Annotated in this window: 13 protein-coding genes; all 13 read left to right on the top strand. The window is 60.3% G+C overall.

What is annotated here, in order from left to right; translation table 11 throughout:
- Positions 1 to 35: 35 nt before the first annotated feature.
- The 13 genes from PQQ52_RS08370 to PQQ52_RS08310 all read left to right on the top strand — a co-directional run bounded on the left by PQQ52_RS08370 (position 36) and on the right by PQQ52_RS08310 (position 13,907).
- Positions 36 to 776 carry a response regulator gene (locus PQQ52_RS08370; protein WP_408209053.1) on the top strand — a complete coding sequence of 247 codons (741 nt, stop codon included), beginning with the start codon at positions 36 to 38 and terminating at the stop codon, positions 774 to 776.
- Positions 773 to 2,110 carry an ATP-binding protein gene (locus PQQ52_RS08365; RefSeq protein ID WP_408209051.1) on the top strand — a complete coding sequence of 446 codons (1,338 nt, stop codon included), beginning with the start codon at positions 773 to 775 and terminating at the stop codon, positions 2,108 to 2,110. Before PQQ52_RS08370 ends, PQQ52_RS08365 begins: the two co-directional genes overlap by 4 nt.
- Positions 2,111 to 2,338: 228 nt before the next feature.
- Positions 2,339 to 3,382: an alpha/beta fold hydrolase gene (locus PQQ52_RS08360; protein ID WP_408209048.1), complete on the top strand. Its 1,044-nt coding sequence runs from the start codon at positions 2,339 to 2,341 to the stop codon at positions 3,380 to 3,382.
- Positions 3,383 to 3,859: 477 nt separating this feature from the next.
- The gene (locus tag PQQ52_RS08355) at positions 3,860 to 4,210 is read left to right on the top strand and encodes a hypothetical protein (protein WP_408209045.1); all 351 of its coding nucleotides are present in this window, start codon (positions 3,860 to 3,862) and stop codon (positions 4,208 to 4,210) included.
- A gap of 93 nt (positions 4,211 to 4,303) precedes the next feature.
- Positions 4,304 to 4,885 (top strand): hypothetical protein, encoded by a 582-nt coding sequence (locus PQQ52_RS08350; RefSeq protein ID WP_408209042.1) that lies wholly within the window; start codon positions 4,304 to 4,306, stop codon positions 4,883 to 4,885.
- Positions 4,882 to 5,457: a hypothetical protein gene (locus tag PQQ52_RS08345; RefSeq protein WP_408209040.1), complete on the top strand. Its 576-nt coding sequence runs from the start codon at positions 4,882 to 4,884 to the stop codon at positions 5,455 to 5,457. The genes PQQ52_RS08350 and PQQ52_RS08345 overlap by 4 nt, the downstream gene beginning before the upstream one ends.
- Before the next feature lie 102 nt (positions 5,458 to 5,559).
- Positions 5,560 to 5,922, top strand: a complete 363-nt coding sequence (locus tag PQQ52_RS08340; protein ID WP_408209037.1) for a translation initiation factor Sui1 — start codon at positions 5,560 to 5,562, stop codon at positions 5,920 to 5,922.
- Positions 5,923 to 6,084: 162 nt separating this feature from the next.
- Entirely contained in the window at positions 6,085 to 6,423 is a 339-nt protein-coding gene (locus PQQ52_RS08335; RefSeq protein WP_408209034.1) for a hypothetical protein, read from the top strand.
- Between the two features lie 584 nt (positions 6,424 to 7,007).
- Positions 7,008 to 7,373 (top strand): hypothetical protein, encoded by a 366-nt coding sequence (locus PQQ52_RS08330; protein ID WP_408209031.1) that lies wholly within the window; start codon positions 7,008 to 7,010, stop codon positions 7,371 to 7,373.
- A gap of 112 nt (positions 7,374 to 7,485) precedes the next feature.
- Positions 7,486 to 8,787, top strand: a complete 1,302-nt coding sequence (locus tag PQQ52_RS08325) for a TolC family protein (RefSeq protein ID WP_408209029.1) — start codon at positions 7,486 to 7,488, stop codon at positions 8,785 to 8,787.
- 10 nt (positions 8,788 to 8,797) lie between these two features.
- Positions 8,798 to 10,342, top strand: a complete 1,545-nt coding sequence (locus PQQ52_RS08320) for an efflux RND transporter periplasmic adaptor subunit (RefSeq protein ID WP_408209027.1) — start codon at positions 8,798 to 8,800, stop codon at positions 10,340 to 10,342.
- Positions 10,339 to 13,557 carry an efflux RND transporter permease subunit gene (locus PQQ52_RS08315; protein WP_408209024.1) on the top strand — a complete coding sequence of 1,073 codons (3,219 nt, stop codon included), beginning with the start codon at positions 10,339 to 10,341 and terminating at the stop codon, positions 13,555 to 13,557. The genes PQQ52_RS08320 and PQQ52_RS08315 overlap by 4 nt, the downstream gene beginning before the upstream one ends.
- Positions 13,554 to 13,907: a copper-binding protein gene (locus tag PQQ52_RS08310; RefSeq protein WP_408209022.1), complete on the top strand. Its 354-nt coding sequence runs from the start codon at positions 13,554 to 13,556 to the stop codon at positions 13,905 to 13,907. The genes PQQ52_RS08315 and PQQ52_RS08310 overlap by 4 nt, the downstream gene beginning before the upstream one ends.
- The last annotated feature ends 92 nt before the right edge of the window (positions 13,908 to 13,999 follow it).

The following is a 13,999-nucleotide window of genomic DNA, read 5'->3' as shown; positions in this document are numbered from 1 at the left end:
GGTGCGCGTCAATCGTCGAAAGGATTGATCCATTGATGGAAAACACCGACCACGTGCTGATCGTCGACGACGATCGCGGCATCCGCGAATTGCTCGCAACCTATCTCGAGAAGAACGGGATGCGCGTTTCGCTGGCCGCCAATGGCCGGCAGATGCGCACGGTCCTCGAACAGGGTGCGCCGGATCTGATCGTCCTTGACCTGATGCTGCCCGGCGAAGACGGGCTCGTGCTGTGCCGGGAGCTGCGTGCCGGCAAATTCCGTTCGGTGCCGGTATTGATGCTGACCGCCCGCAGCGAAGAGGCGGATCGCATTGTCGGGCTGGAGATGGGTGCGGACGATTACTTGTCCAAGCCGTTTGCGGTGCGCGAACTGCTGGCGCGCATCCGCTCCGTGTTGCGCCGCGCGCGCATGCTGCCGCCCGGTATGCAGGTGACGGAAACCGCGCCGATAATCGGCTTCGGCGACTGGCGGCTCGACACCACCGCGCGCCATCTGCTCGACGCCGAAGGCACCATGGTGGCCCTGAGCGGCGCGGAGTACCGCTTGCTGCGCGTGTTTCTCGATCATCCACAGCGCGTGCTCACGCGGGATCAATTGCTCAATCTGACTCAGGGCCGCCAGGCCGATCCGTTCGACCGCTCGATCGATCTGCTGGTCAGCCGCTTGCGGCAGCGCCTGCAGGACGTGGCGCGCGAGCCGCGTTACATCAAGACGCTGCGCAGCGAAGGTTATGTATTTTCGGCGGCCGTAACCATGATCGAAGGCAATCCGTGAAGCTGAATGCCTTGCTGCGTTGGCCGCGCACGTTGTTCGCGCGGCTTGCGCTGATTCTCTTTGTCAGCCTTGCGCTGGTGCAAACGCTGTCGGTCTGGCTCACCATGACGGAACGGGACCAGACCATGACGAACGTGATGATGGGTTACATCGAACGCGAGGTCACCAGTTCCGTCGCGCTGCTGGATCATTTGCCCGCTAACGAACGCGCCGAATGGCTGCCGAGATTGGCGCGGCGCACCTATACCTTCAATCTGGGGCCCGGCGTTGCCGGCGCACCGCCCGATGCGAAGCTCTCAGAGAGGGTGGCTCAATCAATCGCTGACGGCATTGGCAAACGCTATCCGCTAACGGCTAACGCCGTCCCAGGTGACCCGGACCGTCTGCAGGTCCATCTGCAATTGAGTGACGGCACACCGCTGACGATTGACTACCACCCGATGCCTGGCGCGCCGCTGTCGCCGTGGTTGTCGTGGGTGCTGGTGCTGCAACTGGTGGTGCTGGCCGCATGCTGCTGGCTGGCGGTACGGCTGGCAACGCGCCCGCTGAGCGTGTTGGCGCGAGCGGCCGATACTTTAGGCCCCGACCTGAAAGCGGAGCGCCTGCCCGAAGACGGACCGGACGAAGTGGCGCGGGCGGCGCGCGCGTTCAACGCCATGCAGGACCGTATCAGGCTGTACATGACCGAGCGCCTGCAGATCCTCGCGGCGATTTCGCACGACCTGCAAACGCCGATTACCCGCATGCGTTTGCGCCTCGACGTGATGGACGAAAGCGCGCAGGGGACCAAGCTGCAGCAGGACCTGCAGGAAATGGAAACGATGGTCAAGGAGGGCGTCACGTACGCGCGCACCATGCACGGCGCCAGTGAGGCACCCCTGCGTATCGATCCGGATGCGCTGTTCGACAGCCTCGTGTTCGACTATGTCGATGCCGGCAAGGATGTTTCGCTGCAAGGTCGAATCGACGCCGCGCTGGTAACGCGTCCGCAGGCGTTGCGCCGGATCGTGGGCAATCTTGTCGATAACGCGCTGAAGTTCGGTGGGGCGGCCGAGATTAAGGTCGCCGCTTCGCAGGAAGGGCACGTGATGGTGTCCGTGCTCGATCGTGGGCCGGGTATACCGGCTGAGTCGCTGGAGGCGGTGTTTGAACCATTCCATCGGCTGGAAGGATCGCGCAACCGCGGAACCGGCGGTACCGGGCTGGGCCTCGCGATTGCGCGGCAACTCGCATTGGCGATGGATGCGGCGCTGTCGTTGCATAACCGGCCGGATGGCGGCCTGGAAGCCAGGCTTGTGTTGAAAGGCGGCGGCCTGATTCCAGTCGCTCGCTGATTGCGCTGTATGCCGCAGCTTTTCGTCAACGAGCTTGAATGCTCGCCTCGCCGTCTTTGTATCTCAATGTATCTCTCCCGCCGATAAATACATAACGTTTCACTGGCGCTCCGCGCAGACACATGGCAGATACGTCCACGGGTTTTAATACTTCCAGGCCAGATTGTCTGGCTTCGCAAGCGAGGCAAGCCCTGCGCTTATGTGGCTAATCTTTGTGGAGAATCAGTGATGCCGGATCAGATCAATACTCGACGTCGTCGTTTGCTTGGGACGACAGTTGCTGGTATCAGTTTGATGGAGCTGGGTTTGAGCAGCCTCGCGCAAGCGCAGTCGAACGGCACGCCAGCCGATACGAAAGCGGCAACGCGTGTTGCTTCGTTCGACAATCTTCGCCAGGTCGATGCCGCAACGCTCAGCATGGGTTATGCGGAAGCGGGTCCGCAGAATGGACCGGTGGTCATCCTGTTGCACGGCTGGCCCTACGATATCTACAGCTTCGCCGAAGTCACACCATTGCTTGCCGCTGCGGGCTATCGGGTCATCGTGCCGTATCTGCGCGGCTATGGGTCAACACGGTTTCTGTCCGCGGATACGCCGCGCAACGGGCAGCAGGCCGTGGTTGCCGTCGACATCATTGCATTGATGGATGCATTGAAGATCGACAGGGCGATCTTCGGCGGTTTCGACTGGGGCGCGCGCACGGCGAATATCATTGCCGCGCTGTGGCCGCAACGATGCAAGGCGATGGTGGCGGTAAGCGGTTATCTGATCGGTAGCCAGGAAGCCAACAGGGCGCCGCTGCCGCCGAAGGCCGAGCTGGCCTGGTGGTATCAGTTCTATTTCGCCACGGAGCGTGGCCATGCGGGGTATGAAGCGAACCGCCACGATTTCAACAAGCTGATCTGGCGTCTCGCTTCGCCTGAATGGAATTTCGACGATCCGACGTACGACCGCTCGGCTGAGTCGTTTAACAATCCGGATCACGTCGCGGTGGTGATTCACAACTACCGCTGGCGTCTGGGCATCGTCAAGGGCGAGCCGCAATACGACGCGCTCGAAGCGCGTCTGGCGAAGGCGCCGACTATCTCCGTTCCGACCATCACGATGGAGGGCGACGCCAACGGCGCCCCGCATCCCGAGCCGGCAGCCTACGCGAAGAAGTTCACCGGCAAATATCTGCACCGGAACATCGACGGCGGCATCGGACATAACCTGCCACAAGAAGCACCGAAGGCATTTGTCGATGCCATCGTCGATGTCGCACGCCTTTAAGTGGACGGAGGCAAGCACAGCAGTTCAGGGATGAACGCGCGGTGTCGATCGACGTCGCCGCGCGGGCGTCTGATCAGGGGCTTTCTTGCGTGCGCCGATGCGGTGCTGGAAGGCGAGCGCAAGTAACCGCGAGCCATCGCCGGGCGAGTGTGCCGCGCGTACGTGCGGACTCGCGGCTCGTCAGCGCCGTCGAACCGTGTTCGCGTTCATCCGGCCATTCCACATTGGTGATTTAATCTTTGTCATGCTGATCGGATATTCTTATAGTCGCGATGGCCGCGGTGGAGTCGAGATGCCCTCACTAGAGCGAGCACTTGACATGACGCCTACGGCCACGTGCCGCGAATTTCTGGACCAGCCATGCTACGCCACCACACATCGAGTCTCCGACACGCTCTTGCCGGCATCACGTTGGCTTCCATTTGCACCTTGCTCACCGGCTGTAGCGACGAAATAGCAGACGCTGATGTCGCATTCGTGATCGCCGCGACGCCGCCCCAATTCGAATCGCTACGGATGTACGGCGCCGCCCCGGAAAGCGTCGGCACGGGCAGCCGCAACACGCATACGCCTGGCAAGCTTCATCAGGGATGCCTTGCGATCATCCGCGCCGAGGGCCGCGAGGTGCGCGAGACGGTGATTCTCGAAGACGAGGGCACCCCCTTCGATCTGGATGTCAGCCGCACGTCCGACGGATGGAACGTTACTTCGAATGGACTCACACCGCCGAGCATCGATCCCGTTGCTTTCCGCACGCGGTTCACCAGCTGCGTGAACGCAATCCGGGACAAATATGCGGCAGATCCGGAAAAGGCGCCCTTTAGTTGAGCTTCGGCATACGACACAAGAACAGTTTTTCTAAAGAAATGCACACCTCCGCCGTAATCAGGAAAATGAGTCGTGAATTGGCGGACGGAGGCAGTGTTGAAGCTATGGATAAAGGTGTGCATCGGTTTCACTTGCTTGGCGCTCAGTGGCTGCGCGACCCGGCAGATTATTGCGACGCCGTTGCCCGAATCGCGGGTCGGGGTGAAAAGTTACGCCGAGATGTCCTATCAGGCACTGCCTCTGAACGAAGCGAAAACCATCGCCTTCGACGCGGATAAGTCAGCGGTCGCCCGATTTCCAGATGGGCTCGGCGTGTATGCAGCATTCTCCATAGAGCCGCAGCCAACAGCAACTGCATTGCGCGTGCGCACATGGTTTTCGAGTTCGTGGCTGCCACTGGCAACGGTGCTAAAGCCGTTTGTCATCTTCCTCGATGCCGACAAGCACCTGGTCAGCAGTGTCGAATCATTCAACGGCACAACCGGATCGACGTTCATCGAAGGCGGGTACAAGCAAGGTTACTTTCCTGTTCCAGCGACCGCGCGATACTTCATTGTGTATTCGGCTACCTCGGAGTCCGATCGCATCGTCATGCCGGCGCAAACCGGGAAGGCGTGGGCGATTCCCAATTCTTATAGCGGCACGATCGACGTCAAGCAGGAGTTGTTGCCGTGATGAAAGCAAAAATGAAAATCAAAAATGTTTTAGGCCGTTTGACGGTGCTCGCCATCTGTAGCCTTGTGACTGGATGTGCCGTCTCGACGAACTACGCGCCACCAGCGGGCACGCCGACGGCAAACATACGGTTTCGCGAGATTAACGTCGGGGGATTCCATTTGTATCAACCCCCCGCGTTGCCGGCGTGCTATGTCCCGAGTGATCCGAAGGGTGGTGATCCAATCGGCTTTGCTGACATTCCACCCGCTAACGACAGCACGATCATTCTGATTCCATCGCATCGAAAGCAGCCTCGATTGGGAATGCCGATTGATGGGACTTACATCGACAGGAGCTATTTCGAGCTCAGAATGCAAGCGAACCATATGCTCACCTTGCGAGTGAGTTCCCCAGGCTACGATCAGTTCGATACCGCATTTCGTTTTACCCCGCGCGAGGGGGAGAACTATGAAGTAACCGTCAATTTCTCCATACCGTTTGAGGTCCAGGTATATCGCATCGACTCGCATGATGGACGTTATTCCGAAGAACCAGTTAAGGATGCTGAGATCATTCGGCGATGTTTGTAATCGTTGATCATCTGACCGGACTTGGGCAGGGGCGGCTGCTAAGGCGCAACTGCTAAACTCGTCCTGATTCCCGACTTAAGCGCGTCTTTGAATAAACCAATCATGAAGAGTAGCCCCAAAGGCGGCCTTGTCTATTCCACCGAAGGCGGGCGGATGTGTCCCGAATGCAGGCAGACGCTCGCGGAATGTGTCTGCAAGACGGTTGCCAGGACACTACCGGCAGGCGATGGCGTAGTGCGGGTGAGTCGCGAGACCAAAGGCCGGGGCGGGAAGAGCGTGACGCTCGTTAAAGGGCTGGCGCTCGATCCGCTTGAGTTAGCGTTGCTAGGCAAACAGTTGCGCGCGGCCTGCGGCTCTGGTGGAACACTCAAGGATGGCGTGATTGAAGTGCAGGGTGACCATTGCGAGCGGGTCATCGAAGCGCTCAGGAAGTACGGCCACAACGCGAAGCGAGCCGGGGGCTAATCGCTTCAATTAGCGGTAGCGCGATGAGTTCAATGGACCACGTGCGACCAGTGCCGGTCGGTGAGGACAAAGAACACGCGGCACGGTGCTTGCTGAACTTATGGTCAAGCAGGCGGCGACCGTCTGTGTCTATATTCTAGTCCAACCCAGGAGGGACAGATCATGAGCAAGGCAACCAGCACATTAATCGCGGCCCTCGCCGCACTCACCTTGTCGGGCGGCGCGTATGCACAGACGGCCGGAGGCTCAAACGGCAGCGGTACGGCCGGCAGTACGGCTAGCCCGGCGAACCAGACGAACCAGACGAACCAGGTGAACGGTGCAACGGGCGGCTACGGCACGCCAGGCACCACCAACTCGGACAGCGGCATGGCCCTTAAGTCGCCGAACTCCGGCCTGCCGAATGGCACGAACAGCAGCTCGACGTCTGGCACCAGCGCTCCCAAGAGCAACAACACGCTGGCGACCCCGAGCGTATTGTCGCCGGCCGCCGGCCAATAAGCGTTGGTAAAGATGACAACTAGCCGCGAATAAGCACGAAGCGAACAAGCGCTTCAGGCGCATGGGGCGCAAGAGTAGTTACGGCTGGCGCCCTGGTTTCGCGGCTAGCAGGCGCTAGTTAATACGACCCAATGTTGAATGACCGCTACGCGGAAGAGCGAAGGATCGCGTTGGGTCGATCTGAACCAAAGGTCGTCGGACCCAGTTCGGCGACACGCTTTCCTCAATGTTCGATTTGGCAAACCTCCGCTGATGGGCGGCAAGTCGCCAATCGACGAAGCGATGGTGGTCAACGATTCGCCCTCGCGCCACATCCTCCAGATATCGTTCTTCCGCTCAGCACTCAGCCAATACTTTCTCTGCCGTTCCATATTGCTCCACTCTCAGATTCCGTATTGGAACAGAGGTGTTGCAACGACCGGTTGAATCCGCCGTTGTTAGATGGCCTTTCTACTCATCGCGATCTTTTTCGATAAAAGACTTGACCTTCCCCCAATGGGAAGGTCAATCATGCAGGCAATAACCAAACCATGAGCGAAAAAGGCCGCCAATCAGATTGAAATGGCTGCGCTATACTTGCTGCGATGAAAATTCTGCGGACACTTCTCGTCTTGCTGCTGTGTGCGGTGCTGCCCCTAAGTGGGCTGGCAGCGAGCGGCACGACTGGAGCGTGCCCGATGGAATCCACCATGGCCGGCGACACGGCGGCCATGTCGGCTCAGATGCCCGGCTGCGATTCGATGAATCCACCATCCGGCGAACAGGGCAAGTCGAAGGTATCGCTGTGCAAGGTGAGTGCCCAGTGTCAGATGGGTAGCCTCTATCACCCCGTTTCTTCTCCTACCGTGACTCGACCCGCCGGGTCGTTTGTCCCCGTCAGCTTCCATTACGCACAGTCGCTCTCCATCCGCGAGCCGGATGGCCTCTGGCGTCCACCGCAGTCCCTCTAACTCCATCGTTCTGGTTCACCGTTTTTGCGCGGTGATGTCGTCCCGTTTCGGGACGTGAGTTCGTGTGTCCGCTCGCTCGGCGATACACGGCTCGACCATTCGAGGTTAGAACATGCTTTCCATCATCGGCACGTCGGCGTCCCGGCGCGCCTGGGCTCGCTCGTGTGCCCTCTTTTTCGCGTTCGGCCTGTCGGCTGGCCGTGCGGCGCACGCCCAGGACGTGGGCTTGACGCTCGACGAGGCGCTGCAAATTGCCACCAGCCGCTCGTCCTTGATCCAGGCTGCGCAAGCCTCGGTTCGAGGAAGTTCGGACGTGGTTGTCAAAGCCGGGCAACTGCCCAACCCGACGCTGAATCTGAGTGTCCAGGACTTACCCGTCAATGGGGCCAATGCGTTCACCATCGGGCAAGACAATTTCACGATGCGCGGCATCGGCATCCAGCAGGAATGGGTGTCTCCGAAAAAGCGCCAACTGCAGACGACGCTCGCCAATCGTGCCGTAGAGCGCGACAAATCAACGTACCTTGAAAAAGTGGCCGAGGTCCGTCAGCAGGCGGCTATGGCCTGGCTGAACGCTCTCTATGCAAAAAAAGCCGTCGCTCTGAACCAGGCTCTGGTGGACCATCTGAGCGAGGAACTGACGGCAAGGCAGGCGTCCTACCGTGGCGCAAAGGGGACGGCGGTCGATGTCGCTCAGGCCAACCTGACGCTTGGGAATGCGCGTGACGAACTGATCAATGCGCGGCAAGACGAGAAGACCGCGTTGATTGCGTTGTCGCGTTGGACGGCGGCGGGCAACGTGCTCGAAGTGGCTGGCACTCCGCCGGAACTTGAGTCACACGTATCCCGTTTAAGCGTCGAGCAACTCGCTCAGGTTCAGCCGTCGTTGATCGTAGCCCGCGCAGCGATCTCGCTCGCCGACGCCGACACGGACGTTACCCGAAGCAACAGAAACCCGAACTGGACCTGGGGGCTGACCTACTTCAAGAGCGGCGGGAAATTCCCGGATTACGTCTCGGTCGGTGTTTCCATCCCTTTGCCGATCCACCGCAGGAACGTCGAAGACCGCGACGTCGAGCAGAAGTCCGAGACGGGTACGCAGGCGCGGCTCACTTATGAAGACACCGAGCGGCAGGTGGTGGCTGATATCCAGAGTCTGACGGCGAAGCTTGCCAGTGGCCGGGAACGTTTAACCAACGCGAAACAAACGGTTCTTCCCGCGGCTGAACAAAAAGTGCAGTTGGCCAATGCCGCTTACCGGTCGGGTGCAGGGACGCTTGCCGATGCGTTGGATGCGAGACACACACAGCTCGAAGCGGACCTTCAGGTGTTGAACCTTGAACACGACGTTTCCCTCGTCTGGGCGCAACTGGAATACCAGGTTCTGCCGCCCGATCTGACCTCCGGCCAGTAAAGAGAAAAACATGAACCAGAAACTGATCGTACGCGCGGTGGCAGCCGTGTTCGCTGCGGCCGTGCTGCTAGGCGCCGGCTATATGATCGGCACGCATCGTGCAGCAACGGATGCACCCATGGCGTCAGCCGCGGCCGCGACGCCATCCGCACCCAGCGATAAGGTCGATCCAAACACGGGTCGCAAAGTGCTCTATTGGCACGATCCGATGGTGCCCAACCAGCACTTTGACAAACCCGGCAAATCGCCCTTCATGAATATGGCGCTTCAGCCCGTCTTCGCGGACGAAGGCGGTTCAAACGGGATCAAGGTCGACTCCACGCTTCAACAGAATCTTGGCATTCGATACGCGACGGTGGTCCTGCAAGACACCGCTGAAGGTTTCGACGCGATCGGAACCACCCAGTTCGACGAGTCGATGGCAGATGTCGTTCAGTCGAGGGTGACGGGCTATATCGACCGCCTGTACGCCAGCGCTCCGATGCAACGTGTTGCGAAGGGGGCGCCGATTGCGTCGCTGTTCGTTCCCGACTGGCTGGCGCCACAGGAAGAATACCTTGCGCTCAAGCGCGGGGGCATGGATACCGGCCTGCTTGCCGCAGCCCGTGCGCGCATGCAGGCGCTGTCGATTCCGGACGGCCTTATTGCGAGCCTCGAGCGAACCGGAAAGGCGCAGACCCACGTCACGTTATTCGCCCAGGACGCCGGCGTGTTGACGGAACTCAATGTCCGCGATGGTGCGATGGTGGCGCCGGGACAAACGCTCGCCAAGATCGCGGGTCTTTCAAAGCTGTGGCTGATCGTTGAGATACCTGAGTCGCTCGCACTGCGAGTGCAGCCGGGCATGATGGTCGACGCGACGTTCGCTGGCGACGCGTCGCAACACTTTAGCGGCCGTATCCGTGAAATCCTGCCGGGCATCAGTACGGACAGCCGGACGCTGCAGGCGCGCCTCGAAATCGATAACGCCGGGCTGAAGCTGACGCCCGGCATGCTGATGCGCGCACGGGTCAGCGGAGCGAAGCCGGTCTCGCGGCTGCTTGTGCCGTCTGAAGCGGTTATCACCACCGGCAAGCGCTCGATCGTCATCGTCAGGAATGGCGATGGCCGGCTGCAGCCTGTTCAGGTCACAGTCGGTAACGATAGCGGCGACAACACTGAAGTGACGAGCGGGCTGGCTGAGGGTCAGCAGGTCGTCGCATCGGGCCAGTTCCTGATCGACTCGGAAGCGAGCCTGACGTCCGTGCTGCCGAAACTCGAAGGAGGCGTGGCATCTGGTGTGCCGGCATCCGCACCTTCTTCTGCATCCACATCCGCTGCGGCGCAAACCTACGAAACAACCGGCAAGGTTGAAAAAGTCACCGCCGGCGATATCACGTTCTCGCACCAGCCTGTGCCGGCGCTGGGCTGGGGCGCGATGACCATGACCTTCGGCAAGCCGTCTCCGACGGCCTTTCCTGACGTCAAGGTGGGCGAGTCCGTGCATTTCGTCTTCAAGCCGTCCGATGACGGCTACCAGTTGACGCAGGTCGAACCGGTCGGAGGCTCGAAATGATTGCACGCATCATTCGCTGGTCGATTTACAACCGCTTCCTCGTGCTGCTCGCGACGGTGCTCGTCACCGCGTGGGGCGTGTATTCGCTGACGCAGACGCCGCTCGACGCGCTGCCGGACCTGTCCGACACCCAGGTCATCATCAAGGCATCGTATCCGGGCAAGGCGCCCTTGGTCGTCGAAGACCAGGTGACCTATCCGCTTACGACGACACTGCTGGGCGTACCAGGCGCCACCACTATCCGCGCTTATTCGTCGTTCGGGGATGCATTCGTCTACGTGCTATTCGATGACAAGACGGACCAGTACTGGGCCCGCTCTCGCGTGCTCGAATACCTGAACCAGGTGCAGAGCCGTTTGCCCCCCGGGGCGACTGTCTCACTGGGGCCAGACGCGACGGGTGTCGGCTGGGTCTACGAATATGCATTGGTCGACCGCACGGGCAAGCACGATCTTGGGCAGCTTCGGGCCTTGAACGACTGGTTTCTGAAGTTCGAGCTCAAGTCGGTGCCGGACGTTTCGGAGGTGGCCAGCATCGGCGGCATGGTGCAGCAATACCAGGTCGTTCTGGATCCGGACAAGCTGCGCGCCTACGGCATCACCCAGGCTGCCGTCGCAGATGCCATCGGCAAGGCGAACCAGGAATCGGGCGGTTCAGTGGTCGAACTGGCCGAGTCCGAATACATGGTCCGGTCATCGGGCTATCTGCACTCGCTCGGTGATTTCCGCAACATCGTGCTGCGTACCAACAATGCGGGTACCCCGGTATTGCTTGGCGACGTCGCCCGCATCCAGATCGGACCTGAAATGCGCCGCGGCATTGCCGAACTGAATGGTGAAGGCGAAGTGGCTGGCGGTGTGATCGTGATGCGCTCGGGAAAGAACGCGCTGACGACCATCGAAGCAGTCAAGGCGAAGCTCGCCGATCTGAAGAAGTCTCTGCCGCCGGGCGTCGAGATCGTGACCACCTATGACCGCTCGCAACTCATCGAACGCGCAGTCGACAACCTCAAGGACAAACTCATCGAGGAGTTCATCATCGTCGGATTAGTCTGTGCGGTGTTCCTGTTGCACCTGCGCAGCGCGTTCGTCGCGATCCTGTCGCTGCCACTCGGTGTGCTGGCCGCATTCATCGTGATGCGTTATCAGGGCGTCAATGCAAACCTGATGTCATTGGGCGGTATTGCAATCGCGATCGGCGCGATGATCGATGCAGCCATTGTGATGATCGAGAACGCTCACAAGCATCTGGAAGCGTACGACCACAAGCACCCCGATACGCCGATCACGACCGCCCAGCGATGGGAACTGATCGCGCAGTCTGCCGCCGAGGTCGGTCCGGCGCTGTTCTTTTCACTGCTGATCATCACGCTGTCGTTTATCCCGGTGTTCTCGCTCGAAGGCCAGGAAGGGAAGTTGTTTGCGCCCCTCGCGTTCACCAAGACCTACACGATCGCCGCTGCCGCCGGCTTATCCGTCACGCTCGTGCCGGTTCTGATGGGCTATCTGATCCGCGGCCGGATTCCGCATGAGAATGCGAATCCAATCAACCGGGTGCTGATCCGGATTTACCGTCCGTTGCTCGAAGCGACACTGCGCCGGCCGTGGGTGGCAATCGGGCTGGCAGTACTAGCGCTCGCCATCACGGTGATTCCCGTGTCGCGGCTCGGGGGCGAATTCATGCCGCCGCTCGACGAAGGCGACCTGCTTTACATGCCGACGGCGTTACCCGGCATCTCCGCGGATAAAGCCGCCGAACTGCTGCAGCAGACAGATCGCCTCATCAAGACGGTTCCGGAAGTGAAGACCGTGTTCGGCAAGTCGGGACGTGCCGATACCGCGACCGATCCCGCGCCGTTCGAGATGTTTGAAACTACCATCCAGTTCAAGCCGCGCAGCGAATGGCGGCCGGGCATGACGCCGGAGAAGCTGGTGGACGAACTGGACGCGCGGGTAAAGATTCCGGGCCTGTCGAACGTCTGGGTGCCGCCGATCCGCAATCGTCTGGACATGCTGTCGACCGGGATCAAGACGCCCGTCGGGGTGAAAATCTCCGGCGCGGACCTCGGGCAGATCGACAGGATCGCCACGCAGGTCGAGTCCGTTCTGAAGAACGTTCCAGGCGTCACGTCGGCACTGGCGGAGCGCCTGAACGGCGGTCACTACATCGACGTCGACATCGACCGCCTCGCGGCCGCTCGCTATGGCCTGTCGGTGAACGACATTCAGTCCGTCGTATCGACTGCGGTGGGTGGCGATAACGTCGGCGAGGTGATCGCCGGTAGGGAGCGCTTTCCGATCAACATCCGCTATCCACGCGAGGTCCGCGACTCGGTCGACAACATACGTCAGTTGCCGGTTGTAACGGACCGCGGCGCGCAGATCACGCTAGGAGACGTCGCCACGATCAGGATCTCCGATGGGCCGCCGATGATCCGTAGCGAAAACGCCAGGCTATCCGGCTACGTCTACGTCGACATTCGCGACACCGACTTGCAATCGGCCGTGAAGGCAATGCAGATCGCTGTTGCGCAGCATGTCGTATTGCCACCTGGCTATTCCATCGCGTGGTCGGGTCAGTTCGAGTATCTCGAGCGCGCGGCTGCGAAGCTGCGAACTGTGATTCCTGTGACGCTCGTCGTCATTTTTGTCTTGCTCTTCCTGACCTTCAACTCGGCGGCCGACGCGCTATTGCTGATGTCGACGGTGCCATTTGCCCTCGTGGGAGGGTTCTGGTTGATCTGGATCCTTGGGCATGCGGTGTCCGTTGCCACAGCAGTCGGATTCATCGCGTTGTCGGGCGTGGCGGCCGAGTTCGGTGTCGTGATGCTGCTGTATCTGAAGGGTGCGCTTAACCGTCGGCTTGAAGAAGGGGCGCCGTTTACTGAAGAGACGCTTCTCGATGCCATCCGCGAAGGCGCGGTTCTGCGAGTGAGACCCAAGGCGATGACGGTCGCGGTTGTCCTGGCGGGCCTCATCCCGATCATGCTCGGGCATGGTTCCGGCTCCGAAGTCATGCAGCGCATCGCCGCGCCGATGGTTGGCGGCATGGTGACCGCGCCGCTCCTGTCCATGCTCATCATTCCGGCGGCCTGGCTGTTGCTGCAACGCCGCCGCGTTGTGCCGATGAAAGCAAACACGCAAGAAGCACTTCAACCTCGTGTAGTACCCCATGGCACGCTTGTGCCGCAAACTCACTCTGGAGAAAACCAATGAAGAAGTTGATCACCCTGACGGCTGCGGTCTGTACCGGTCTTACGTTCGCCGGCGCGGCGATAGCGGCGGACGACATGGCCGGCATGAAGATGAATGGCAGCGCAACGGATGCCGGGGCGCAGAACAATGCCGCGCTCACCGATGCGGTCGTCAAGAAGGTGAACCCGTCGACCGGGATGGTGACGCTTCAGCACGGTGAGCTGAAGAACATCGGGATGTCGGCAATGACGATGGCCTACAAGGCCAAGGATGCGTCGATGGTTAAAGAGGTGAAGGAGGGCGAAAAGGTCAAGGTTCGAGTCGAAAATGTGGATGGAACGCTGACCATTGTGAAGCTGCTGAAACAGTAACGATCCGTGCTTGCACAGCGATGCGTCGGCGCCTTTCTACCGCTCACGCATTGCTGTGTCAGCGCTGTCCTGTCTCGAGAAAAAGAGACGTA

This window comes from Paraburkholderia sediminicola (genome assembly GCF_046030555.1).
Taxonomy (GTDB): domain Bacteria; phylum Pseudomonadota; class Gammaproteobacteria; order Burkholderiales; family Burkholderiaceae; genus Paraburkholderia; species Paraburkholderia sediminicola_E.
Note: the sequence above shows the minus strand (reverse complement) of the source record. Positions and strands in the feature narration are given on the sequence as shown.